Annotated in this window: 20 protein-coding genes and 1 riboswitch; of the genes, 11 read left to right on the top strand and 9 right to left on the bottom strand. The window is 69.0% G+C overall.

Going from position 1 to position 22,672, the window contains the following annotated elements; translation table 11 throughout:
* Nucleotides 1-309: 309 nt before the first annotated feature.
* The 3 genes from sucC to AB0F44_RS20840 all read left to right on the top strand — a co-directional run bounded on the left by sucC (nt 310) and on the right by AB0F44_RS20840 (nt 3,280).
* Nucleotides 310-1,473: an ADP-forming succinate--CoA ligase subunit beta gene (gene sucC, locus AB0F44_RS20850; protein WP_357358613.1), complete on the top strand. Its 1,164-nt coding sequence runs from the start codon at nt 310-312 to the stop codon at nt 1,471-1,473.
* Between the two features lie 16 nt (nt 1,474-1,489).
* Nucleotides 1,490-2,386 carry a succinate--CoA ligase subunit alpha gene (gene sucD, locus AB0F44_RS20845; protein WP_008364062.1) on the top strand — a complete coding sequence of 299 codons (897 nt, stop codon included), beginning with the start codon at nt 1,490-1,492 and terminating at the stop codon, nt 2,384-2,386.
* Between the two features lie 111 nt (nt 2,387-2,497).
* Nucleotides 2,498-3,280, top strand: coding sequence for a LysM peptidoglycan-binding domain-containing protein (locus tag AB0F44_RS20840; protein WP_357358612.1), 783 nt, complete (start codon nt 2,498-2,500; stop codon nt 3,278-3,280).
* A gap of 2 nt (nt 3,281-3,282) precedes the next feature.
* Here the strand turns inward: AB0F44_RS20840 and AB0F44_RS20835 are convergent, their stop codons facing one another.
* Complete coding sequence (locus tag AB0F44_RS20835; RefSeq protein WP_357358611.1) at nt 3,283-4,119, bottom strand: helix-turn-helix transcriptional regulator; 837 nt, start codon at nt 4,117-4,119, stop codon at nt 3,283-3,285.
* A 102-nt stretch (nt 4,120-4,221) separates the two neighbouring features.
* On the opposite strand from AB0F44_RS20835, the gene AB0F44_RS20830 reads away from it, so the two are divergent.
* Nucleotides 4,222-4,818 (top strand): NAD(P)H-dependent oxidoreductase, encoded by a 597-nt coding sequence (locus AB0F44_RS20830; RefSeq protein ID WP_350665691.1) that lies wholly within the window; start codon nt 4,222-4,224, stop codon nt 4,816-4,818.
* Between the two features lie 60 nt (nt 4,819-4,878).
* Here the strand turns inward: AB0F44_RS20830 and AB0F44_RS20825 are convergent, their stop codons facing one another.
* The 6 genes from AB0F44_RS20825 to AB0F44_RS20800 form a co-directional block, all read right to left on the bottom strand.
* Nucleotides 4,879-6,261 (bottom strand): dicarboxylate/amino acid:cation symporter, encoded by a 1,383-nt coding sequence (locus AB0F44_RS20825; RefSeq protein WP_357358610.1) that lies wholly within the window; start codon nt 6,259-6,261, stop codon nt 4,879-4,881.
* A gap of 155 nt (nt 6,262-6,416) precedes the next feature.
* Nucleotides 6,417-7,919 carry a hypothetical protein gene (locus AB0F44_RS20820; protein ID WP_357358609.1) on the bottom strand — a complete coding sequence of 501 codons (1,503 nt, stop codon included), beginning with the start codon at nt 7,917-7,919 and terminating at the stop codon, nt 6,417-6,419.
* Nucleotide 7,920: 1 nt separating this feature from the next.
* Nucleotides 7,921-8,424: a SigE family RNA polymerase sigma factor gene (locus AB0F44_RS20815; RefSeq protein WP_357358608.1), complete on the bottom strand. Its 504-nt coding sequence runs from the start codon at nt 8,422-8,424 to the stop codon at nt 7,921-7,923.
* A 97-nt stretch (nt 8,425-8,521) separates the two neighbouring features.
* Nucleotides 8,522-10,054: a hypothetical protein gene (locus AB0F44_RS20810; protein ID WP_357358606.1), complete on the bottom strand. Its 1,533-nt coding sequence runs from the start codon at nt 10,052-10,054 to the stop codon at nt 8,522-8,524.
* Between the two features lies 1 nt (nt 10,055).
* Nucleotides 10,056-10,559 (bottom strand): SigE family RNA polymerase sigma factor, encoded by a 504-nt coding sequence (locus AB0F44_RS20805; protein ID WP_357358604.1) that lies wholly within the window; start codon nt 10,557-10,559, stop codon nt 10,056-10,058.
* Nucleotides 10,560-10,691: 132 nt separating this feature from the next.
* Nucleotides 10,692-12,524: a hypothetical protein gene (locus AB0F44_RS20800; RefSeq protein WP_357358603.1), complete on the bottom strand. Its 1,833-nt coding sequence runs from the start codon at nt 12,522-12,524 to the stop codon at nt 10,692-10,694.
* A 156-nt stretch (nt 12,525-12,680) separates the two neighbouring features.
* On the opposite strand from AB0F44_RS20800, the gene AB0F44_RS20795 reads away from it, so the two are divergent.
* Nucleotides 12,681-13,943 (top strand): DUF6350 family protein, encoded by a 1,263-nt coding sequence (locus AB0F44_RS20795; protein ID WP_357358601.1) that lies wholly within the window; start codon nt 12,681-12,683, stop codon nt 13,941-13,943.
* A 124-nt stretch (nt 13,944-14,067) separates the two neighbouring features.
* Here AB0F44_RS20795 and AB0F44_RS20790 read toward each other — a convergent pair whose 3' ends face one another.
* On the bottom strand, nt 14,068-14,238 hold the full coding sequence (locus AB0F44_RS20790) for a hypothetical protein (RefSeq protein WP_357358599.1): 171 nt from the start codon (nt 14,236-14,238) through the stop codon (nt 14,068-14,070).
* 175 nt (nt 14,239-14,413) lie between these two features.
* Here AB0F44_RS20790 and purN point away from each other — a divergent pair, with 175 nt between their 5' ends.
* The 5 genes from purN to AB0F44_RS20765 all read left to right on the top strand — a co-directional run bounded on the left by purN (nt 14,414) and on the right by AB0F44_RS20765 (nt 18,965).
* Complete coding sequence (gene purN / locus AB0F44_RS20785; RefSeq protein ID WP_357358598.1) at nt 14,414-15,025, top strand: phosphoribosylglycinamide formyltransferase; 612 nt, start codon at nt 14,414-14,416, stop codon at nt 15,023-15,025.
* Between the two features lie 10 nt (nt 15,026-15,035).
* Nucleotides 15,036-15,113, top strand: a riboswitch (ZMP/ZTP riboswitch).
* Nucleotides 15,114-15,145: 32 nt separating this feature from the next.
* Nucleotides 15,146-16,723: a bifunctional phosphoribosylaminoimidazolecarboxamide formyltransferase/IMP cyclohydrolase gene (gene purH, locus AB0F44_RS20780; protein ID WP_357358596.1), complete on the top strand. Its 1,578-nt coding sequence runs from the start codon at nt 15,146-15,148 to the stop codon at nt 16,721-16,723.
* Nucleotides 16,724-16,897: 174 nt separating this feature from the next.
* Entirely contained in the window at nt 16,898-17,695 is a 798-nt protein-coding gene (locus tag AB0F44_RS20775) for a calcium-binding protein (RefSeq protein WP_357358594.1), read from the top strand.
* A 51-nt stretch (nt 17,696-17,746) separates the two neighbouring features.
* Nucleotides 17,747-18,598 carry a bifunctional methylenetetrahydrofolate dehydrogenase/methenyltetrahydrofolate cyclohydrolase gene (locus AB0F44_RS20770; RefSeq protein ID WP_357358592.1) on the top strand — a complete coding sequence of 284 codons (852 nt, stop codon included), beginning with the start codon at nt 17,747-17,749 and terminating at the stop codon, nt 18,596-18,598.
* 4 nt (nt 18,599-18,602) lie between these two features.
* Nucleotides 18,603-18,965 carry a DUF3017 domain-containing protein gene (locus tag AB0F44_RS20765; RefSeq protein ID WP_357358590.1) on the top strand — a complete coding sequence of 121 codons (363 nt, stop codon included), beginning with the start codon at nt 18,603-18,605 and terminating at the stop codon, nt 18,963-18,965.
* A 57-nt stretch (nt 18,966-19,022) separates the two neighbouring features.
* On the opposite strand, the gene AB0F44_RS20760 is transcribed toward AB0F44_RS20765, so the two are convergent.
* Complete coding sequence (locus AB0F44_RS20760) at nt 19,023-20,114, bottom strand: MIP family channel protein (RefSeq protein WP_357358589.1); 1,092 nt, start codon at nt 20,112-20,114, stop codon at nt 19,023-19,025.
* A 261-nt stretch (nt 20,115-20,375) separates the two neighbouring features.
* Here AB0F44_RS20760 and AB0F44_RS20755 point away from each other — a divergent pair, with 261 nt between their 5' ends.
* The gene (locus AB0F44_RS20755) at nt 20,376-22,568 is read left to right on the top strand and encodes an NADP-dependent isocitrate dehydrogenase (RefSeq protein WP_357358587.1); all 2,193 of its coding nucleotides are present in this window, start codon (nt 20,376-20,378) and stop codon (nt 22,566-22,568) included.
* The last annotated feature ends 104 nt before the right edge of the window (nt 22,569-22,672 follow it).

Here is a 22,672-nt window from a genome sequence, read left to right as displayed (position 1 = left end):
CCATTTGCGCCTCGATACGCCTTCGAAACCCGCCGGTCTCCGGACCGTGGGCTGCGTCGTACGGGGTCAAACGGGGGTCGCTACGTAGGGCTACGGACTGTTACTCAAGGTTGCCGATTTGTTGGTATATGTCCGGTGTGTCCGGCTTCACGCCCCGCTAGTGGCGTACGTCACGTCGTGTGCCCTGGGCTCGTAAGTCCGGCTCGGCGGGGTCTATGGTGCTGGACGGACACATCTGAAGACGAGGGCGTCGACCGCTGATCCATGCGGTACGGCCCCCGTACCGCAACACACAGACCAGGTGGATCAGTGGATCTCATGGAGTACCAGGCGAAGAAGCTCTTCGCCAAGCACGGCGTCGCCGTGACCGAAGGTGTCGTCGTCGAGACGGCTGAGGAAGCCAGGAAGGCCGCCGAGGAGATCGGCTTCTGCGTCGTCAAGGCGCAGGTCAAGGCCGGTGGCCGAGGCAAGGCTGGCGGCGTGAAGCTGGCCAAGACCGCGGACGAGGCGTTCGAGCACGCCTCGAACATCCTCGGCATGGAGATCAAGGGCCTGAAGGTCAACCGGGTGCTGATCACGCCGGCGACCCCGCCGGTGGAGGAGTACTACTTCTCCTTCCTGCTGGACCGGTCGAACCGGCAGTACCTCTGCATCGCGTCCGTCGAGGGCGGTGTGGAGATCGAGGAGGTCGCCAAGACCAACCCCGACGCCGTGAAGAAGATCGGCATCGACCCCGGCAAGGGTGTCGACGAGGCCAAGGCGCGCGAGATCGCGACCGAGTGTGGCTTCCCGGAGCCCGTCTTCGAGCAGGCCGTCGCGATGATCGAGAGCCTCTACAAGGTGTTCGTGGAGGAGGACGCGACGCTCGTCGAGGTCAACCCGCTGGCTCGCCTGGAGGGCGACAAGCTGGAGGCCCTGGACGGCAAGGTGTCGCTGGACGACAACGCCTCCGAGATCCGCCACGAGGACCACGAGCAGTTCGTCATCCGTGACGAGGAGGACCCGCTCGAGGCCAAGGCCAAGGACAAGGGCCTCAACTACGTCAAGCTCGACGGCCAGGTCGGCATCATCGGCAACGGAGCGGGTCTGGTCATGTCGACCCTCGACGTCGTCGCGTACGCCGGTGAGGCTCACGGCGGCGTGAAGCCCGCCAACTTCCTCGACATCGGTGGCGGCGCGAACGCGCAGGTCATGGCCGACGGTCTCGACGTCATCCTGAACGACGAGCAGGTCAAGTCCGTGTTCGTGAACGTCTTCGGTGGCATCACCGCGTGTGACGAGGTCGCCAAGGGCATCGTCGGCGCGCTGGACATCCTCGGCAACGAGGCCACCAAGCCGCTCGTCGTGCGTCTGGACGGCAACAACGTGGACCTGGGTCGCCAGATCCTCAGTGAGGCCAACCACCCGCTGGTCACCATCGTCGACACCATGGACGGCGGCGCCGACAAGGCCGCCGAGCTGGCCAACGCCTGAGGTCAGGAGAGAGAACATGAGCATCTACCTCAACAAGGACAGCAAGGTCATCGTCCAGGGCATCACCGGCGGCATGGGTGCGAAGCACACCGCCCTGATGCTCGACTCGGGCGCCCAGATCGTCGGTGGCGTCAACGCCCGTAAGGCCGGCACCACGGTCACCCACAAGGACGCCCAGGGCGCCGACGTGGAGCTCCCGGTGTTCGGGACGGTCGCGGAGGCGATGAAGGAGACCGGCGCCAACGTGTCGGTTCTCTTCGTGCCGCCGGCGTTCACCAAGGACGCCGCGATCGAGGCCATCGACGCCGAGATGCCGCTGATCGTGGTCATCACCGAGGGCGTCCCGGTCCAGGACACCGCCGAGGTGTGGTCCTACCTGCAGGGCAAGGCCACCCGGATGATCGGCCCGAACTGCCCCGGCATCATCACGCCGGGCGAGTCGCTGGCCGGCATCACCCCGCACACCATCACCGGCAAGGGCCCGGTCGGTCTCGTCTCCAAGTCGGGCACGCTGACCTACCAGATGATGTACGAGCTGAAGGACTTCGGCTTCTCCACCGCCATCGGCATCGGCGGTGACCCCATCATCGGCACCACCCACATCGACGCCCTCGAGGCGTTCGAGAAGGACGACGAGACCAAGCTCATCGTCATGATCGGTGAGATCGGTGGCGACGCCGAGGAGCGGGCCGCGGCCTACATCAAGGAGAACATCTCCAAGCCTGTCGTCGGCTACGTCGCCGGCTTCACGGCTCCGGAGGGTAAGACCATGGGCCACGCCGGTGCGATCGTGTCCGGCTCCGCCGGCACCGCGCAGGCGAAGAAGGAGGCCCTCGAGGCCGCCGGCGTCAAGGTCGGCAAGACCCCGTCGGAGACCGCTGCTCTCGCTCGCGAGATCCTGCAGTCCCTCTGACCTACGTCAGGACCGCCCCGCGACCGTCATGGTCGCGGGGCGGTCGTCGTCTCTGGGGGAGTTGCTCCGAATGCGCACCCTCGAGCGTCTGCACGGATTAATGTGCTGACCATGGCCAAGCGAATGGCACGTTTGATCTCGGGTGTGGTCGGTGTCGGGATCTCGATCTCGATCGCGTCGTTGGGTGCCGGTTTGACGCCGGTGGCGGCGGCATCGACGGCTCAGGCGGAGACCACCCGGAAGACCCACACCGTCCAGCCGGGGGAGACGCTCTCCGGGATCGCCGGGAAGTACGGCGTCAAGGTCAGCGATCTCGCGGCCTGGAACCAGATCGCCGACCCCGCCAAGATCCGAGCGGGGGCAAAGCTCGTGGTGAGCCCACCCGCGAAGCCGGCCGGGAAGACGTACACCGTGGCGCCCGGCGACACCTTCTCCGGCATCGCCAAGAAGTTCGGCGTCGAGGTGGGCGAGCTGATGGCCATCAACGGCTACGAGGATCCCACCAAGCTGCTGGCGGGGAGCGAGATCAAGATCCCCTCGGCGAAGCCGAAGCTGAAGAAGTACAAGGTCGTCGCCGGTGACACGTTCGTCAGCATCGGCAAGCGGTTCGGCGTGACTGCGGACGAGCTGATGGCGCACAACGGCTACGAGGACCCCACCAAGCTGCTCGCCGGCACGACGATCGAGATCCCGGCCAAGGCGGTCAAGCCCAAGCCCAAGCCGAAACCCCAGCCCGGAACCGGGGAGACGGTCTACACGACCGTCGCCGGGGACACCTACGCAAGTGTTGCCAAGAAGTTCCGCATCACCGAGGAGGAGCTGCGCATCTTCAACGGCTCCAGGTCACCCGACAAGCTGCCTCCTGGCTACAAGCTCTACATCCCGACGAACTGAGGTCAGACCGCGCGCAGCGCTCCCGAGCGGCGGCGCCGCATCGCGTCGAGGGCCTCGGCGGTGGCGTCGTCGGCCGGCATCAGGACCTGGATCTGCTGGTTGTCGGCAGCCGGAAGCTCGAGCTCCTCGACGTCGAAGCGCAGTTCGCCAGCGTCGGGATGCAGCCAGCGCCATACGCCGCCGTGAGGCGGGTCGTGGCGGGTCAGCCGGTCGGTGAACTCCGGCCCCGCCCGGTCAGACATCGCCTCGATCATCATTCGCGCGGCGACCGGGTTGGGGCCGCGGTAGAGGTTGGCGACCAGGTCGTCGGCCACCCGCGCCCAGTCAGGGAACGCCTCGCGGGCGCGCGGGTGGAGGAAGGCGTACGCGGTCAGGTTGGGCTCCGCGTGGTCGAGCATCCCGAGGGGTCGGGCGAGCAGCTCGAACGTGGCCGTGTGGGCGAGCAGGTCGCCGAGCCGGTTGGTGAGCACGGCGATGCCCGGCTCGAACTGCTCCACCAGGGCGCGTGCGCCGGGACGTACGTCACGACCTGAGGAGAACGGTCCGAGGCACTGGCCGCTGGAGGCCATCGCGAGGGTGCGCAGGTGCTCGTGGGACGCGGCGTCGAAGCGGAGCGCGTCACCGATGGCCCGCAGGACCTGCGGTGAGGGGTGGCGGTCGCGGCCCTGCTCGATGCGGACCAGGTATTCGACGCTGATCCCGGCCAGGGTCGCCAGCTCGGACCGCCGTAGGCCGGGGGCGCGGCGACGTACGCCTTCAGGGAGCCCGACGCTCTCCGGCGTGGTCTGGTCGCGGCGGTCCCGGATGAACGAGCCGAGGGCTCCCGCGTTGGCTGGCATGTCAGCAAGCCTACGGCCCGGCCGGGCGGTCAGGGTGGCCCTGCTGGGGCCAGCCTCGGCTCGGTCTCCCGCCGCTCGCCGATCCGCGTGAACCTGGTCGACATGACCCAACCACTACGTATCGCAGTCATCACCGCCAGCGTCCGGGAAGGCCGCGGGGGCCCGATCTTCGGCTCCTGGGTGGCCGAACAGGCCGAGGCGTACGGCGGCCTCCAGGTCGAGCTGATCGACCTTGCCGACCACGAGATCCCGCTGTCCCTGCCCGCCGAGTCACCCAAGATGGCCGGCGCGGACTATCCGCGGCCTGATGGCCAGACCGACCTCACCGACGCGCTCGACGCCGCCGAGGGCTTCATCATCGTCACCCCTGAGTACAACCACAGTTTCCCGGCCTCGCTGAAGTCGGCGCTGGACTGGCACTTCACCCAATGGCAGGCCAAGCCGGTCGCACTGGTCTCCTACGGCGGTGACAGTGGCGGCCGGCATGCCACCCTGCATCTGGAGAACGTGCTCACCGAGCTGCACGCCCACCCGCTCCAAGCCCGTCTCTCCTTCCCGCGCTACTGGGAGCGCCTCGACGAGGACGGTCGCCCCAACGACCCGGACTCGGCCGTCTACGCCAAGGGGATGCTCGCCCAGCTGGCGTGGTGGGCCGAGGCCCTTCGGGCTGGGCGAGCCGCTTCGTCCTACCCGGAGTGAGCCAGAGCGCCCCGGCAGCCGGATGGCTGCCGGGGCGCTCGACGCGTACGTCCGGGGACGTCAGGCGGCGACGGTCTCCTTGACGGGCTCGTCGTCGGCCAGGAGCCCGGCCGCGGAGGCGGAGCGGTAGCGGTCGACGTCGAGGATGCCCTCACGCTTGGCGACGATGGTCGGCACCAGCGCCTGCCCGGCGACGTTGACCGCGGTACGTCCCATGTCGAGGATCGGGTCGATCGCGAGCAGCAGGCCGACGCCGGCCAGCGGCAGGCCGAGGGTCGAGAGCGTGAGCGTCAGCATCACGACGGCGCCGGTGAGGCCCGCGGTGGCGGCCGAGCCGACGACCGAGACGAAGGCGATCAGCAGGTAGTCGGTGATGCTCAGGTCGATCCCGAAGATCTGGGCGACGAAGATCGCCGAGATCGCCGGGTAGATCGACGCGCAGCCGTCCATCTTCGTGGTCGATCCCAGCGGGACGGCGAACGAGGCGTACTCCTGGGGGACGCCGAGGTTCTTGACCGTCACCTGCTCGGTCACCGGCATGGTGCCCACCGAGGAGCGCGAGACGAAGGCGAGCTGGATCGCCGGCCAGGCGCCGCGGAAGTACGCCAGCGGGTTGAGCCCGTTGGCGCGCAGCAGCACCGGGTAGACGACGAACAGGACCAGCGCCAGGCCGACGTAGACGGCCACCGCGAACCAGGCCAGAGAGCTCAGCGAGTCCCAGCCGTAGGAGGCGACCGCGTTGCCGATCAGGCCGAGGGTGCCGATCGGCGCCAGCCGGATGATCCACCACAGCACCTTCTGCACGATGGCGAGGAAGGAGCGGTTGAAGGCGAGGAACGGCTCGGCCTTCTCGCCGGTCTTGAGCGCCGCGATGCCGATCGCAAGGGCGACCACGAGCACCTGGAGGACGTTGAAGCTCAGCGCGGTCTCCGCGAGCGGGCTCCCGCCGACCTGCTCGACGCTGGTCGATGCCTCGAGGCCGAGGAAGTTGCCGGGGATCAGGCCCTGGAGGAAGTCGAGCCACGAGGCGGATGCGCCGGCCTCGGCCGCGTCGGCGGTGCTGACCGCGGTGTTGCTGCCGGGCCGGAAGAGCAGCCCCAGGCCGATGCCGATGACGACCGAGATCGCCGCGGTGATCGCGAACCACAGCAGCGTCTGGCCCGCGAGCCGGGCCGCGTTGCTGACCGTACGCAGGTTGGCGATCGAGGCGATGATGGCGGTGAAGATCAGCGGTACGACGACGGCCTTGAGCAACGAGACGAACGAGTCGCCGATCGTGGCCAGCGTGGTCGTCAGCCAGTTGGCCTCGTCGCCGGCCCCGGGGCCGATGGCTCGCGCGAGGGCACCGAGGGCGACGCCGAGGACTAGGCCCAGGATGATCTGGACAGAGAAGGACGGAAGCGGCAACCGCCGCCTGGCGGGTGCAGTGGGGGCGGTGGACACGAGAGGGCTTCTCCAAGGTTGATGCGGGTCGGGGCTCTGATGGGCCCAAACGCCATGACCAGTACGTGTCTTCCTTGGGTGAGCGCGTTGTGACAGGAGTCTCCACGCGCTAAGTCATGAAAGACGATCAACCATATCGTGTTTGAGCGGTGTCGTCAGCGCAGGTCGCTGATCCCGGCGGTGACCGCCGCCTTCTCGATCGCGAGGATCCGGCCGGGCCACGAGTCGGGCTGGTCGGGCTGGTAGCACGGGTCGTCCTTGTCGCCGGTGCTCGGCGGGCAGGGGCCGGCGAGCTCGGCGTAGCCGACCAGGACGAGCCGGGTCTCGTACTCCGCGACCAGCTCGGTCTCGAACCACATGCTGTCGCCACCATCCAGGCCCGGGTAGGTCGCCTGTGAGCGTGCCGCGCGCTTCGGCCCGGCATCGAGCTCGGAGCTGACATCCATGGGCAGCGCGGTGACGTCCGGGTCGACCCCGAGCTTGTTGGCCGGGCAGACCTCCATCCACTCGTTGACCTCGTTGTACGCAGCGCCCGCAGCGTCCGCGTCGGAGAACTCCAGCACGGCCACGTGGACCTGGCCGACCATGGCGCTGTCAGTGTCCCAGCGGTAGTCGGACGCGATCTTCGCCGAGGCGCCGAGCGAGGAGAGCCATTCCTTCTGGCAGGCGAGGGTCGGTACGTCGGGGGTGGGCGTGTACTGGTTCCAGCCGAGAGGGCTCTCGAAGCGGTCGAGCGCCGGGAGGGTGCTGCCGTCGATCAGGTTGGCGGCGCTGAGACCTTCCGCCGCGGGCGGTCCTGTCTCGGTCGGGTCCTCGGCCGGTCCAGCCGGGGGTGTGGCGCCGACCATCCGGTAGGCGGCGTTGACCGCGGAGGTCTGCAGGGTGGTCGGCGGAACGTAGCTCTGCACGCCCCGCTTCCGGGTCATCACCAGCACCCGGTCGTCTGCGGACACGACGGCCGTCGCGGTCTCCCAGACCGCGTTCATCTCGGGGTCATCAGGCTGGTACGTCACCACGTCGATGTCCCCGCCCGAGATGACGTCGGCCTCGACCGGGAGCGAGCCGGCCACCTCTGCTCCGTCGACGCCGGGGCACGACGCTGCGGCGTCGGAGAGGTCGGTGCGTACCTTCTCGGCCTCGTCGGCCGAGCCGAACTCGGCGACGACGGCGTTCAGCGTGCCTGCCGCGTCTGCCATCTCCTCCCCGGGCTTCGCGACGAAGTCGCGGCGGTACGTCGCCAGCGCGCCCGAGTCGCCCAGCGAGTCGGTGAGGCAGTCGTTGTAGGTGTCGGTGCCCTCGCCGTCGTAGGTCTGCTGCTGGGCCCACGCCGGATAGGGGTCGTCGGCGACGAGATCGTCCTCGGTCGGCAGGTTGTCCCGGCTGAGATCGGACGCCGAGGCAGAGGCGGACGCGCTGGGCGCGGCCGCGCTGTCGCTCGGTGCCGGCGCGGGGTCGATGCCTTTGTCGCCGAGGCCGGTGGAGAGGAAGATGATCGGCCCGGCGACGACGGCGGCCACGGCCGCCGCGCTCGCGGTGAGCACGGTGCGCTTCCGCCGGCGGATCTGGTCACCCCGCCTCCGTGCCTCGGCTGCAGAGTTGATCGGTGCTCCGGGGGCATCGGCGCGGAACTGGTCCAGACGCGAGATCGGGTCACTCATCTCAGGCCTCCTTCCAGACGGCGCCGGGATTGTCCTCGGCGAGCAGCTCCGCGAGGGCGGCTCGTCCTCGAGCCAGGCGGGCTTTGATGGTGCCGGTGGGCGCACCGACCTCGGCGGCCACCTGATGGACCGGCAGATCGGCGATGTGGTGCAGGACGATGGCTTGGCGCTGAGCCTCGGGGAGCTGCCTCAGCGCGGCGACGAGAGCCACGTGGGACTCGTCGACCGCCGGCATCTCCGTGCGGACGCCGACGGCTCTGTCGGCGGCCCTCCCGGCGTACTTCTTCCGGCGCCAGCGGCCCACCGCGAGACGGTAGGCGGTGGTGCGGACCCAGGCTTCGGGGTAGTCGACCGACGACATCTTCCGACGATGCGCCCAAGCGCGGGCGAACGCCTCCTGGACGCACTCCGCGGCCTCGTCGAAGTCGCCGATCATGGCGTACAGCTGAGCACACAAGCGGCGGTACGACGCGTTGTACAGCGCGTCGAACTCGTCCTCGTCCATCGTTCGCCTCCCCGGCTGGCTTTCCATGACTCTTGCCCGTGCGCCAGTGTCTGCGGTGGCATGTGTGAGCGTAAAGGTCAATTGCACTGCGTCCTCATCAGGGCAGGTCCTGGAAGGCGCGGTCCACCGTGGCCTCGACCGTCTGGGCGACCCGCCTGTCCCAGTCGGTGTAGTCCGAGGCCTCCTCCGGCGGGCAGGCTGTGGTCGGCGGGCAGGGGCCACCGGCCTCGGCGTGGGTGACCAGCACCAGCCGGGTCCCGAGCTGGGCGACGGTCTGGTGGTCGTACCAGGTGGCATCGCAACCCTCGCCACCGCAGTCGCCGGCGTACTCGGCGAGCGTCTGCGCGGCTCGGTCGATCTCGGGGGTGGTGCCGATCGCGATGGACTCGACGGGCCTGGCGGTGAAGAGCTTCGCGTCGTCCATCGATGCCGGACAGGTGTCGAGCCAGCCGTGGACCGTCTCGAAGGCCGCGTCGGCGTTCTCCTTCTCGGCGAACTCCAGCACCGTCACGTTGACCTTGCCGATCTGGCTGCCGCCGTTCTCGAGGCGGAACTCCCGGCTGACCGACTCGGCGGCCTTCAGCGACGAGAGCCAGGCGCCCTGGCAGTAGAGAGTCGGGGTCGGCTGCGGCGCGACCTGCTGCCACACCGCGGAGGACTCACCCTCCATCGGCAGTCCCGGCAGCGACCCGGCCACGACGAGATGCGCGTCGCTGAGGATCGCCGCAGGTGCGGACGCGGACGAGGATGCCGACGAGGATGCCGAGCTCGACGCAGTCGCGGGCGGCGGCGATGACCCGACCAGTCGGTAGGCGGCGTTGACGGCGGAGGTCTGCAGGGTGGTCGGTGACACGTAGTCCTGTACGCCGCGCCGCCGGGTCAACACCACTAGCCGGTCCTCGACCGCGACGACAGCGGTCGCCACCTCCCAGCGGGCGTTCGTGCTGTCGTCCTCGGGCAGGTACGTCACCACGTTGATGTCGCCACCGGTGACGACGCCGCCCTCGACCGGGAGCGAGCCGGCGACCTCGGTGCCGTCGACCGCGGCGCAGGAGCTCGCGGCGGCGGAGAGCTTCGTGCGCGCCTTCTCGGCCTCGTCGGCCGATCCGAACTCGGCGACAACTGCCTTCAGCGTCCCGGCCGAGTCCGCGTACTCCTGCCCGGCCTGGGGAGTGAAGTCGCGGCGGAAGGTCGCCAGGGCGTCCGAGTCGGCCAACGCCGGCAGGCACTCGTTGTAGTCGCCCTTGCCCTCGCCGTCGTAGGTCTGCGCCTGGACCCACTGCGGATAAGGGTCTTCGGCGACCATGTCGTCCTCCGCGGGGAGGTTGGCACGGGTGAGGTCCGAGACGGGGGTCGAGGCTGACGGGCTCGGTGCCACCGTGCTCGGTGTCTGGCTCGGTGTCGGTGCCGGTGCGGGCTGCGGTTCGATGGCGCGTTCGCCGAACCCGGCGGAGAGGAAGATGATCGGTCCGGCCACGACCGCGGCCAGGGCCACGGCTCCGGCGGTGACGAGCGCACGCTGTCGGCGGCGGATCTGGTCACCCCGTTGGCGTACCTCGGCTGCGGACTTCATCGGTGCTCCAGGGGTGTCGGCGCGGAACTGGTCCAGACGCGAGATCGGGTCACTCATCTCAGGCCTCCTTCCAGACGGCGCCGGGTTGTTCGTCGGCGAGCAGCTCGGCCAGTGTGGCTCGTCCTCGAGCCAGGCGGGCTTTGATGGTGCCGGTGGGGGCGCCGACCTCGGCGGCCACCTGGTGGACCGGCAGATCGGCGATGTGGTGCAGGACGATCGCTTGGCGCTGGGCCTCGGGGAGCTTCTTCAGCGCGGCGACGAGGGCGACATGGGTCTCGTCGACGGCGGGCATCTCCGTGCGGATGCCGACGGCTCTGTCGGTGACGCGGCCTGCGTACTTCTTTCTGCGCCAGCGGCCGACGGCGAGGCGGTAGGCGGTGGTGCGGACCCAGGCTTCGGGGTAGTCGACCGAGGACAGCTTCCGTCGGTGGGCCCAGGCGCGGGCGAAGGCCTCCTGGACGCATTCGGCGGCCTCGTCGGAGTCGCCGATCATGGCGTACACCTGAGCGCACACGCGGCGGTAGGACACGTTGTAGAACGCGTCGAACTCGTCCTCGTCCATCGCTCGCCTCCCAGACTGGCCGTCCCCGATCTGGCGCTACGACGCCAGTCTCAGAGGTTCAGATGCCTGGGAGGCGGGTCCGGTTGCATCCGGAGCGAACTGGGCTCAGATTTCTCGGCTCAGGTTCTGGGCTCAGAGATAGTCGAGCCGGTAGGCGGCGCGCTTGGCGAGGCTGACGAACTCGGAGTTGCTGATGTCGGCGTTGCCGTCGGGGACGAAGCTCATCTGGGCGACGTTGGCGCCGCGTCGGATCGCAGCCATCCGGTAGTAGATCGAGGTGTTCTCGAGCTCGACCCGGATGTACCACACCGTGATCGCGCCGTCCTTGATGGATTCGGTCGCGACCTGGGTGACGTGGCTGCCGAGCTGCTTGTCGCTGCACTTGTCCAGGCGGCCCTTGATGGCGACGTTGAAGGCCTGCGCCTCCTTGGCGGAGCCGAACTTGCCGACCGTCTCGGTGAGCCCGAAGATCGGCGCGAGCTTCTTCTTCGTCTCGGGGATCACGAAGGAGCGCGTCTGGGCGCCGGACATGCCCTTGGCGTTGAACTGGGTCTCGTCGCAGCGGGTCTGGGCGGGGTTGGTCTTGGCGGCCTTCGCCTCGGTGCCCTCCCACGGGTCACCGATCGTGCTGACCGGGGGCAGATCGGTCTCGTTGATCAGCCCTGGCGCCTTGCCCGTGGGGATCGGGACCACGGTCGCCCGCGGTCGCTTGGTCTCCACGCACGCACCCGCGCCCGGCATCGAGCAGAGGTTGTGGACGGCGGTGCCGAGCATGGTCGAGGTCTTGGCCGCGGTCGTGCTGGACTTGCCCTCGGTCTTCACGGTGACCGCGGCGGTGTGGCTGCCGGTGCGGGCGACGCCGTAGGTGACCGCCCGGTTGTTCTCCCAGTCGCGGTAGGTGAAGAGGGTCGCCTGGTCGCCGATGCCGTCGACCGACTCGGTGAACATCAGCTGGTAGCGGGGCTCGGCGCACGCTGCGTACCACCCCTGCATCTTCTTGTACGCCGCAGCCGCCGCCTTCGCGTCGACCGAGGACTCGATCGTGGTGCCGGCGGTGGTCGCCTTCGCCTTGGCGATGAAGGTGCGCGCCAGGCTAGCCATCGGCCGCTTGTCGGCCGAGGTGTCGGCCTGGCAGGGGATGGTGAGGCCGGTGCCCTCGAGGTTGTCGGAGGAGATGTCGACGGCCCAGGAGCCGCCGTAGATCTTCGCGACCTCCTCCTCGGTCATCAGGTCCTTGGCAGTCAGCTTCTTGCCGGGGATCTGGCTCGGCTCGACCTCGAACTCCTCGGCCGCAGACTGCATCGAGAGAGTGTTGAGCCGCGGCTCGGTCTCGGCGCCCTGGGTGACGAAGAAACCGGTGCCGACCAGGGCGGCGATCGCCGCGGCCGCGCCGATCGCGGTGTGCACCCGGCGGCGTACGGCGCCGGCGGTGGTGATCGTCGAGGTCTTCGGCCAGGGCTGCTCGGTGAGCACGTCGACGAGCGGGTCGAAGATGGACTGCAGCTGCTCCGGAGCGATCCCGAGCTCGTCGCAGATGGCGGCGTTGGCGCCCTGCAGGTCGGTCTCGGTGCGGCTGATCGGGGTGCCGACCTCGCGGGCCAGCTGGGCCAGGTCGACGCTGGTGAGGTGGCCGAGCAGGAAGACCTTGCGGTCGTGGAGCGGCAGGCCGCGCAGCGCGGAGAGGGTGTGGCGGGCCTCCGGCGCGATCGTCTGGTCGCGGTGGAGCAGCGGCACCGAGTGGTTGCGGATCGCCTTGGACCAGGCGATCGGGCGGACCCAGTCCTCGCGCTCGAAGTCGTCCATCGGCTTCACCTTGCGCCAGTGGTGCCAGGTGACGACCAGCGCGCCGCGCACGGCGGCCTTGGCGGCCTCCAGATCCCCGGTCAGCGACCAGGTTTGGAGAAGGAGGCGTCCACGGACGTCCTGATAGAACGCCTCGAAGGTCTCGTGGTCTGCCGTGGTCATGCCCATGTCAGCGGTCAACTGTAGGTGATTCGGTCGAATGAACGGCAATAGCCGCAGATGCACAGGCGGGTATCAACCGCTGTGACCAACCCGGTGAACGTCCCTGGCGGCGCGTCGCCGAGATCGAGACGACGCAGGTTGCGAGGATGAGTGGCGATGTCGTCCCTGCTGCCTCCTCGCACCCCTGACCGCGGGCTCTCCGCGGATGATCTCCACGATCTCCGCCACCGCCGCCCGCTGGTCGCGGTCGCCCTGCTGGGCGGAATCGGCACGGCCGGCGCGACGCTGGTGGTGTGTCTGGCGATCGGCATCCTGGGTTGGTTCATCAGCGACATGGGCGCCCACGGCGAGCCGTCGGACGCCGTGCGTGTCGCCGCGCTCGGGTGGCTGCTCGGGCACGGCTCGGGCGTCCTCGTCTCCGGGGTCGCGATCACCGTCGTCCCGCTCGGGCTGACCCTGGTCCTCGCCTGGACGATGTGGCAGGTCGCGGTCCGCGTCGGCGACTCGGTCTCGCTGCACGGTCCGGACGTCAACGCCCTCGCCGACGGCGAGCGTGACCTGACCGTCCCGGTCGTCGCCGGCCTCTTCACGCTCGGCTACGCCGGCACCGCGCTGACCACCGCGATCATCGCCGGCACCCCGGCCACCGCGCCGAGCATCGTCGGCGTCTTCTCGTGGTCGGTCGGGCTCTGCGTGGTCGTGGCCCTGCCCGCGATCGCTGTCGGCTCCGGCCGCGCGGCGCTGTGGATCACCCTGCTGCCACGCGCCGCCGTCGACGTACTGGTGATGCTCAGGTCGATCCTGGTCTGGTGGCTCGCGGTCAGCACGCTGGTGTTCTTCGCGGCCCTCTTCGCCGACTTCACCACCTCGATCAACGTCGTCTCCCAGCTCCACCTCGACCTCGGCGGGATCATCCTCTACTCACTGCTCGCCGTCCTGGTGCTGCCCAACGCCGTGCTCTTCTCCAGTGCGTACGCCCTCGGGCCGGGGTTCACCGTCGGCGTCGGCACCACGGTGACCCCGACGGCGGTGACCCTCGGGCCGCTGCCGATGTTCCCGATGCTCGCCGCGCTGCCCGACAACGGCGCCCCGCCCGCCTGGGTCGCCGCGGTGATGGCGCTCGGCCCGCTCACCGCCTTCGTCGCGGTCTGCCGCGTACAGCGTCACCGGCCCACCCTGCGCTGGTCCGAGGGCGCGCTCCGCGGCGTCAGCGCCGGCGTCGTCGCCGGCCTCCTCGTCGCCATCGCCTCCGGCATCGCCGGCGGCGCGGTCGGCCCCGGCCGGATGCTCGACGTCGGGCCGTACGCCGGGCAGGTGCTCGTCAACGCCATCGCCTTCTTCGGCCTGGCCGGTCTGCTCGCCGGGCTCACGATGACCTGGTGGCACCGGCGTTCTCTCCCGACCGACCCGGCGGCCTAGCCGTCGCAGCCTTCAGGGTGAATTCGAGGTCATGCGAATCGGGTACCGAGCGCCAGCGCCCACGTCGTGACGGCGGTTAGGTACTCGCGCTGAAGCCCGCGGAGAGAAATGCGGACCGGCTGGTCTACCCGCATCCGCTGGTCAGCGTCCCCGCACCGTCGGTATCGATGCCCCATTCGCACAGCCACCCATCGTGGCCGCCGGTCGCCTCCAAGAACATCAGCGAGATGGCGAGGAAGAAGAGGCCGAAGGTGATGCCTATCGTCCACACGACCACTTTCATGAGCCTGTTCATACCCAGTAGCGTCGCCCGGCCAGCGCTCCCTGCACATGACTTCGTCCCCGAGATGCCCAACCCCGGGGAGGGAGAGACCGACTACCCACACGCCGAACCACGATGTTTGCTGAGGAGCGGTGGAGGCGGTAGCCGCCGCCTGTTTGCTTGAGATCAGTGACCTAGAGTTCGCAGCATGTCGCTGCGTCTCGTCGTCCTCGTGTCCGGCTCGGGCACCAACCTCCAGGCCCTGCTGGACGCCTGCGCGTCCTCGGAGTTCGGGGCCGAGGTCGTCGCGGTCGGGGCCGACCGCGACGGGATCCAGGGGCTGACCCGGGCGACGGACGCCGGGATCCCGACCTTCGTGCACCGGGTCAAGGACTTCGGCTCGCGCGAGGAGTGGGACGCGGCCCTGGCCGAGTCGGTGGCTGCGTACGAGCCTGATCTGGTGGTCTCCGCGGGCTTCATGAAGCTGGTGGGGGCTGCTTTCCTCGCCCGGTTCGGGGGGAAGACGCTCAACACCCATCCGGCGCTGCTGCCGTCCTTCCCGGGGATGCATGGTGCGAAGGATGCGCTGGAGTACGGCGTGAAGGTCACCGGGGCGACGCTGTTCATCGTCGATGCTGGGGTCGACACCGGGATGATCATGGCCCAGGTGACGGTGCCGGTGGAGGACGACGACACCGAGGAGACGCTCCACGAGCGGATCAAGGTGGTCGAGCGTTCGATGCTCGTCGAGACGGTCGGGCGGATCGCCCGCGAGGGCTACACCGTCGACGGCAGGCGAGTTCGATTCGGGTCCGCCTGAGCGGTTACAGTGACGAGCACACGACTGGCGCAGGTGGGGGACCACCGGGGAGTGTGAAGAGACGGCATCGACCGCCTGGGTGCCCCTCATCGAATTCATCGACCGATGGGGAGTTTGGCTGTGCAGGACCAGATCACAATCAAGCGGGCGCTCGTGTCCGTCTACGACAAGACCGGTCTCGAGGACCTGGTCCGCGGGCTTCATGACGCCGGCGTCGAGCTCGTCTCGACCGGCGGCTCGGCGGCGCTGATCGAGAAGCTCGGCCTGCCGGTGACCAAGGTCGAGGACCTGACCGGCTTTCCCGAGTGCCTCGACGGCCGCGTGAAGACCCTGCACCCGCGCGTGCACGCCGGCATCCTCGCCGACCGCCGCCTCGAGTCCCACGTCGAGCAGCTCAAGGAGCTCGAGGTCGAGCCCTTCGACCTGGTCGTCTCCAACCTCTACCCGTTCGTGCAGACCGTCGCCTCCGGCGCGGGCCCGGACGAGGTCGTCGAGCAGATCGACATCGGCGGCCCCTCGATGGTCCGCGCCGCCGCCAAGAACCACCCCTCGGTCGCGATCGTGACCTCGCCGGAGCAGTACGCCGACACCCTCGCTGCAGTCGCTGCCGGTGGGTTCACCTACGACCAGCGCAAGGCCCTCGCCGCGGCCGCGTTCGTCCACACCGCGACGTACGACGTGGCCGTCGCCTCCTGGATGGGCTCCGTGCTCACCGACACCTCCGAGGGAACCGGGTTCCCGGCGTGGGTCGGCGGGACGTACGAGAAGGCGAACGTTCTGCGCTACGGCGAGAACCCGCACCAGAAGGCGGCGCTCTACCTCAACGGGTTCGGACCCGCCGGGCTCGCCCGCGCCGAGCAGTTGCACGGCAAGGAGATGTCCTACAACAACTACACCGACACCGACGCCGCGCGCCGCGCCGCCAACGACTTCGCCGAGCCGGCGGTCGCGATCATCAAGCACGCCAACCCGTGCGGCCTGGCCGTCGGCGCCGACATCGCCGAGGCGCACCGCCGGGCGCACGCCTGCGACCCGGTCTCCGCCTTCGGTGGCGTGATCGCCTCCAACCGGCCGGTCTCGGTCGAGATGGCCAAGCAGGTCGCCGAAGTGTTCACCGAGGTCATCGTGGCTCCGGGCTACGAGGACGGCGCCGTCGAGATCCTGCAGGGCAAGAAGAACATCCGCATCCTGGTCGCCGCCGCCGATGAGCGCGCCGCGGTCGAGACCCGCCCGATCTCCGGTGGCCTGCTGATGCAGCAGGTCGACCACGTCGACGCCGAGGGCGACGACCCGGCTTCGTGGACGCTGGCCACGGGCGAGGCCGCCGACGAGGCCACCCTCGCCGACCTGGCCTTCGCCTGGAAGGCCTGCCGTTCGGCCAAGTCCAACGCGATCCTGCTCGCCTCCGACGGTGCCTCCGTCGGCATCGGCATGGGCCAGGTCAACCGCGTCGACTCCTGCAAGCTCGCCGTGGAGCGGGCCAACACCCTCGCCGAGGGCTCCGAGCGCGCCCGCGGCGCCGTCGCCGCCTCCGACGCCTTCTTCCCCTTCGAGGACGGCCCGCAGATCCTGATCGACGCCGGCGTCAAGGCGATCGTCCAGCCCGGCGGCTCCATCCGCGACGAGCTCACCGTGAAGGCGTGCGAGGCGGCCGGGGTGACGATGTACTTCACCGGTACGCGTCATTTCTTCCACTGATCATCGCTACGCAGCCGATCCCGTAACCGCCGAGTAACACGGCACGGGATCGGCTGCGTGCATACACCCCCGGGTTTACTGTCGGGCCTGCCTCAGACTTCTGAAAGAGAGACCCGACGAATGATCCGCCGTGCCGCCGTAGTCGTCACCCTCGCAGCCGCGACCGCCATCCCCGTGGGCTTCGCGCTCAATTCGGCGAGTGCCGCCGCGACCTGCGACGGGAAGGTCGCCACCATCGTCGGAACCAGTTCCGCGGACAGACTGGTCGGCACCTCTGGGGTGGACGTGATCGTCGGTGGCGCCGGCAACGACGTCATTCTCGGCAAAGCTGGCAATGACATTGTGTGTGGTGGTTCAGGCGACGACACGATCAGCGGAAACCTCGGCAAGGATCGGATCTTCGGCGGACTCGGGGCAGACAAGATCGACGACGCGAGGGGCCACGAGGGCGTCGACCGCCTCTTTGGTGGTCCGGGTGACGACACGGTGTTCGGCCAGACGGTGGGCGATGTCGTCTATGGCGGCGACGGCCGTGACTGGATCCATCTGTGGGGCGGCGTCGGCCACGGTGGTCCGGGTGCTGATGGGATCGGTGTCGCAAAGGGGACGGGCTACGGCGACGGGGGCAACGACATCCTCTCGCCCTACGGTGACGGCATTCGAATGGTCGGCGGCACGGGAGCGGACAAGCTCGCCCTCGGCGGCGCGGATACCGGTGGTGCTCGCGTCGATCTCGCCGCCGGCACCGGGCGCACACTGGTGATGCCCGGAACGACCGAATACGGCGCGTACGACTTCACCTTCACCGGCATCGAGAACTTCAACGGCACGGTCTACCGCGACATCGTCTACGGGACGGCCGGCGGCAACGTGCTCGACGGCGGCGGTGGCCGGGACACGGTCTACGGGCGCGCGGGCACCGACGCCTGCCGGGCCGAGGTCAAGTACGGCTGCGAGCGGCTGATCCCCTGACGCGCGTGGGCCTTCGCAAGCCTTGACTCGGGCGAGCCTAGGATGGTCACTGTGACTGCACAGAAGCTGGATGGCACCGCCACCCTCAAGACGATCAAGGCCGAGCTGGCCGACCGGGTGGAGAAGCTGAAGGCCTCGGGCGTGACGCCCGGCCTCGGCACCGTGCTGGTCGGCGACGACCCCGGCTCGCGGTGGTACGTCAACGCCAAGCACAAGGACTGCGCCGAGATCGGCATCGAGTCGATCCGGGTGGACCTGCCGGGGACGTCGACCCAGGAAGAGGTCGAGGCGGAGATCGACCGCCTCAACGCCGACCCGGCGTGCACGGGGTTCCTGGTGCAGCAGCCGACGGGACTGGACGAGTTCGCGCTGCTCTCCCGGGTCGCTCCGGAGAAGGACGTCGACGGGCTGCACCCCTACAACCTCGGCAAGCTGGTCCTCGGTGAGGACGGGCCGTTGCCGTGCACCCCGGTGGGCTGCATCGAGCTGCTGCGTCGCCACGGTGTCGAGATCAAGGGCGCCGAGGTGGTCGTGGTCGGCCGTGGGCTGACCGTCGGGCGTCCGCTGGGCCTGCTGTTCACCCGCCGTAGCGAGAACGCCACGGTCACCCTGTGCCACACCGGCACCCGCGACCTGGCCGCCCACACCCGCAACGCCGACATCGTGGTGGCCGCCGCGGGCGTGCCCGGGATCATCACCAAGGACATGGTCAAGCCCGGCGCGGCGCTGCTGGACGTCGGTGTCTCCCGGGTCGACGGTAAGATCGCAGGAGACCTGGCCGAGGACGTATGGGACGTGGCTGGCTGGGTGTCGCCGAACCCGGGTGGGGTGGGTCCGATGACACGCGCCATGCTGCTCTCCAATATCGTCCTCAGCGCCGAGAAGGCTCTCGAAAGGCTCTGAAATGGTGTCCGTCCACCCCCCGCTCAGCCCCACACCGGAGGCTCCCGCCCCGGTGGTGGCGACACCTGAGCTCGAGAAGACGGACCCCCAGGACGTACGCAGCTTCCCCTCGACCATCGGCGGCTTCGTCTACCTCGGGGTGCTGACGGCGGCGCTCGTCGGTCTCGGGCTGGTCGGCTTCGGCCACTGGCGGGTGGGGATCATCGTCCTCGCCGCCGGGGTGGGGGCCGCGTCGCTGGGGCGTGCGGTGCTGCGTACGAAGGATGCCGGGATGCTGGCGGTGCGCAGCCGCTGGTTCGACGTGGCCCTGCTGGCGCTGACCGCGGGCGCGCTGTGGATCCTCGCGGTGACCGTTCCAGGCGAATAGAAGACGTACAGACAGAACGAAGGCCGCCCCGAGGGGCGGCCTTCGTGCTTCTCGAGACTACTGCTCGATCGGGACCCATTCCTGCTTGGCGTAGTCCCAGCGCCAGCCGTCCTGCTCGTAGACCGGCAGGTCGCCCTCGGCGGCCGGGGTCGGCTGCTGCCACGCCGGCTGGCCGCCGCCGCCGGAGACGATGGTGCGGTCGCCGGTCTCCGCAGCCGGAGGTGTCGGGTTGGCAGCGGGGGCGGCGGGCGCCGCCTGCGCCGCCGCCGCGGGAGCCGCCGGAGCAACGGCCGCGGATGCCGCCGGGGCGACAGCCTGGGAGTCCCAGGCCGGGGCGCTCTGGGCCGGGCTCAGGTTGTCGCCGCCGAAGGCGAGGCCGGCGCCCGCAATCTCGGAGCCGTCCTTCTCGAAGAGCAGCGGGTAGACGAAACCGGCGACCGCACCGCCGAGAGCCGGGACGATCAGGAAGACCGGGAGGTTGGCCAGTGCGTCGGTGCCCGAGAAGAGAGCGGGGCCGAACGATCGGGCGGGGTTGACCGAGGTGCCGGTCAGCGGGATGCCGACGAAGTGGATCGCGGCCAGCGCGAGGCCGATGGCGAGCGGCGCAGCGGTGGCGTTGGTGCCGGCCCGAACGTCGGTGACGCCGAGGATGATGAAGACGAAGATGAAGGTGAGGACCAGCTCGACCAGGATCGCGCCGATGAGGCCGGTGCCGGCTCCGTCGCCGAAGCGGTTGGCGCCGAGGCCGCCGTCGTTCCACGAGTTGTAGTCCGAGGAGAGCGCGACGAGGAACAGCACGATCGCACCGATGGTGGCGCCGACGAACTGTGCGCCGATGTAGGCGCCGGCGTCCTTCCAGCTGATCCGGCCGGCAGTGGCCACACCGAGCGTCACCGCCGGGTTGAAGTGGCCGCCGGAGATGCGGCCGAAGGTGTAGGCGCCGATCACGACGGCGATACCGAACGCCAGGCCGACAGCGGCGACCTCGAGGCCCCAGACCGCATTCTCGGGGCCAGCGTGGGTGGCGCCGGCGACGATTGCGACGACCGAGCCGCACCCGATGAACACCAGGATGAATGTCCCGATGACCTCGGCTGCGAGTTTCTGGATGAAGGTCGGCTCAGCCGCCGACAGTGATTCCTCAGTCATGTCCCCTTAACCCTTCAATGTCTGTTGACGTCGGTCAGACCCATCGACACCCGAGAAGCACTCAGGTATCAGCAGTCACCTGAACAACATGAGGTGTTGACACACAGTAACTCTTTTGCGACGGCACATCGTGGTGCTTAGGTGGGGCGGGGCGGTGTCTCATCACCCTTTCTGTTATCTTGATGTCAAGACACTTTCCTTCGTCCGGGTCCCCGGCCTCAGTCATACGCAGATCGCAACTTGTCAGGAGTAGCCACAGCAATGGCCGCACGAATCATCTACACCCACACCGACGAGGCGCCGCTGCTGGCGACGTACTCCTTCCTTCCGATCGTCTCGGCCTACGCGGCCAAGGCGGGGGTCGAGGTCGAGACGCGTGACATCTCCGTGGCCTCGCGCATCCTGGCCCAGTTCGGCCTGGCCGACGACGCGCTCGGCGAGCTCGGTGACCTGGCGAAGACGCCGGAAGCCAACATCGTCAAGCTGCCCAACATCTCCGCCTCCATCCCGCAGCTGAAGGCCGCGGTCAAGGAGCTGCAGGAGAAGGGCTACCAGATCCCCGACTACCCCGAGGCGCCCAGCACGCCCGAGGAGGAGGAGATCCGGGCCAAGTACGACAAGGTCAAGGGCTCCGCGGTGAACCCGGTCCTGCGTGAGGGCAACTCCGACCGGCGCGCGCCGGGCTCGGTCAAGGCGTACGCCAAGGCCCACCCGCACACCAACAAGCCGTTCTCCGACGACTCCAAGACGACCGTCGCCACGATGGGCTCCCACGACTTCAAGTCCAACGAGAAGTCCGTGACCCTCCCGGCCGACGACACGCTCTCCATCGTGCTCGAGAAGGCCGACGGCGAGACGGTGACGTTGCTCGCCGAGCTGCCGGTGCTCGCGGGCGAGATCGTCGACGCGACGTACATGTCCGTGGCCAACCTGCACGCCTTCCTCGAGAACGCGCTCGCCAAGGCCAAGGCCGACGACGTGCTCTTCTCGCTGCACCTGAAGGCCACGATGATGAAGGTCTCCGACCCGATCATCTTCGGCCACGTCGTGAAGGCCTACTTCACCGACGTCTTCGAGAAGTACGGCGCCGACCTCGAGGCTGCCGGCCTCTCCGCCAACGACGGCCTGGGGGCGATCCTGTCGGGCCTCTCCGGCCTGGAAAAGGGCGCCGAGATCGAGGCCGCCTTCAAGGCCGCCATCGAGGCCGGCCCGCGCCTGTCCTACGTCAACTCCGACAAGGGCATCACCAACCTGCACGTCCCGTCCGACGTCATCATCGACGCCTCGATCCCGGCTCTGGTCCGCAACGGCGGCAAGCTCTGGGGCGTCGACGGCGGCGAGGACGACACCCTCGCGGTGATCCCGGACTCCTCCTACGCCGGCGTCTACCAGACCGTCATCGACGACGTGAAGAAGAACGGCCCGCTCGACCCGGCCACGATCGGCACCGTCCCCAACGTCGGTCTGATGGCGCAGAAGGCCGAGGAGTACGGCTCCCACGACAAGACCTTCCAGATCGAGGCCGCCGGCACCATCCGCGTGCTGAACAAGGCCGGCGACGTGCTGATCGAGCACGACGTCGAGGCCGGCGACATCTGGCGCGCCTGCCAGACCAAGGACATCCCGGTCCGCGACTGGGTCAAGCTCGCCGTCAGCCGCGCCCGTGACTCCAAGACCCCGGCGATCTTCTGGCTCGACGAGTCGCGCGCCCACGACGCCGAGCTGATCAAGAAGGTCACGACCTACCTGACCGAGCACGACACCGAGGGTCTCGAGATCAAGATCCTCTCGCCCGAGCTCGCCACGGCGTACTCCCTCGAGCGCCTGCGCAACGGTGAGGACACCATCTCGGTCACCGGCAACGTGCTGCGTGACTACAACACCGACCTGTTCCCGATCCTCGAGGTCGGTACGTCGGCGAAGATGCTCTCCATCGTCCCGCTGATCGCCGGTGGCGGTCTGTTCGAGACCGGTGCGGGCGGCTCGGCTCCGAAGCACGTGCAGCAGCTGGTCGAGCAGGACTACCTCCGCTGGGACTCGCTGGGTGAGTTCTTCGCGCTGGTGCCCTCGTTCGAGAAGTACGCCGAGCAGGCGTCCGCCCCGGCCGCGAAGGTGCTCGCCGGTGCGCTCGACCGCGCGACCGCGACCTTCCTCGAGAACGACCGCTCCCCGGGTCGCAAGCTCGGCACCACCGACAACCGCGGCTCGCACTTCTACCTGGGTCTCTACTGGGCCCAGGAGCTCGCCGCGCAGACCGAGGACACCGAGCTCGCCGCCGCGTTCAAGGGTCTCGCCGAGACCCTCGCCGCCAAGGAGGCCACGATCGTCGAGGAGCTCCTCGCGGTCCAGGGCAAGCCCGCCGACATCGGCGGCTACTACCTGCCCGACGCCGAGAAGGTCACCGCCGTGATGCGTCCTTCCGCGACGCTCAACGACGCGATCGACTCTCTCTGATCCACCTCACGAAGGCCCGGCACGGACTCCGTGCCGGGCCGTCGTCCCATTTCGGGACACCTTCCCGGCGTACGTGACTTTGCTCTCCAGATCTTTCTTCTGAT

The sequence above is a fragment of the Nocardioides sp. NPDC023903 genome (genome assembly GCF_040639295.1).
GTDB lineage: Bacteria > Actinomycetota > Actinomycetes > Propionibacteriales > Nocardioidaceae > Nocardioides.
Note: the sequence above shows the minus strand (reverse complement) of the source record. Positions and strands in the feature narration are given on the sequence as shown.

Bases quoted from the DNA above. Each gene is read 5' to 3' on its own strand.
- AB0F44_RS20800 (WP_357358603.1), bottom strand. From the start codon at position 12,524: ATGACCACGGCAGACCACGAGACCTTCGAGGCGTTCTATCAGGACGTC.
- AB0F44_RS20790 (WP_357358599.1), bottom strand. From the start codon at position 14,238: ATGAACAGGCTCATGAAAGTGGTCGTGTGGACGATAGGCATCACCTTC.
- purN (WP_357358598.1), top strand. From the start codon at position 14,414: ATGTCGCTGCGTCTCGTCGTCCTCGTGTCCGGCTCGGGCACCAACCTC.
- AB0F44_RS20755 (WP_357358587.1), top strand. From the start codon at position 20,376: ATGGCCGCACGAATCATCTACACCCACACCGACGAGGCGCCGCTGCTG.
- AB0F44_RS20810 (WP_357358606.1), bottom strand. From the start codon at position 10,054: ATGAGTGACCCGATCTCGCGTCTGGACCAGTTCCGCGCCGACACCCCT.
- AB0F44_RS20795 (WP_357358601.1), top strand. From the start codon at position 12,681: ATGTCGTCCCTGCTGCCTCCTCGCACCCCTGACCGCGGGCTCTCCGCG.
- AB0F44_RS20815 (WP_357358608.1), bottom strand. From the start codon at position 8,424: ATGGACGAGGACGAGTTCGACGCGCTGTACAACGCGTCGTACCGCCGC.
- sucD (WP_008364062.1), top strand. From the start codon at position 1,490: ATGAGCATCTACCTCAACAAGGACAGCAAGGTCATCGTCCAGGGCATC.
- AB0F44_RS20835 (WP_357358611.1), bottom strand. From the start codon at position 4,119: ATGCCAGCCAACGCGGGAGCCCTCGGCTCGTTCATCCGGGACCGCCGC.
- AB0F44_RS20830 (WP_350665691.1), top strand. From the start codon at position 4,222: ATGACCCAACCACTACGTATCGCAGTCATCACCGCCAGCGTCCGGGAA.
- AB0F44_RS20760 (WP_357358589.1), bottom strand. From the start codon at position 20,114: ATGACTGAGGAATCACTGTCGGCGGCTGAGCCGACCTTCATCCAGAAA.
- AB0F44_RS20820 (WP_357358609.1), bottom strand. From the start codon at position 7,919: ATGAGTGACCCGATCTCGCGTCTGGACCAGTTCCGCGCCGATGCCCCC.
- AB0F44_RS20840 (WP_357358612.1), top strand. From the start codon at position 2,498: ATGGCCAAGCGAATGGCACGTTTGATCTCGGGTGTGGTCGGTGTCGGG.
- AB0F44_RS20805 (WP_357358604.1), bottom strand. From the start codon at position 10,559: ATGGACGAGGACGAGTTCGACGCGTTCTACAACGTGTCCTACCGCCGC.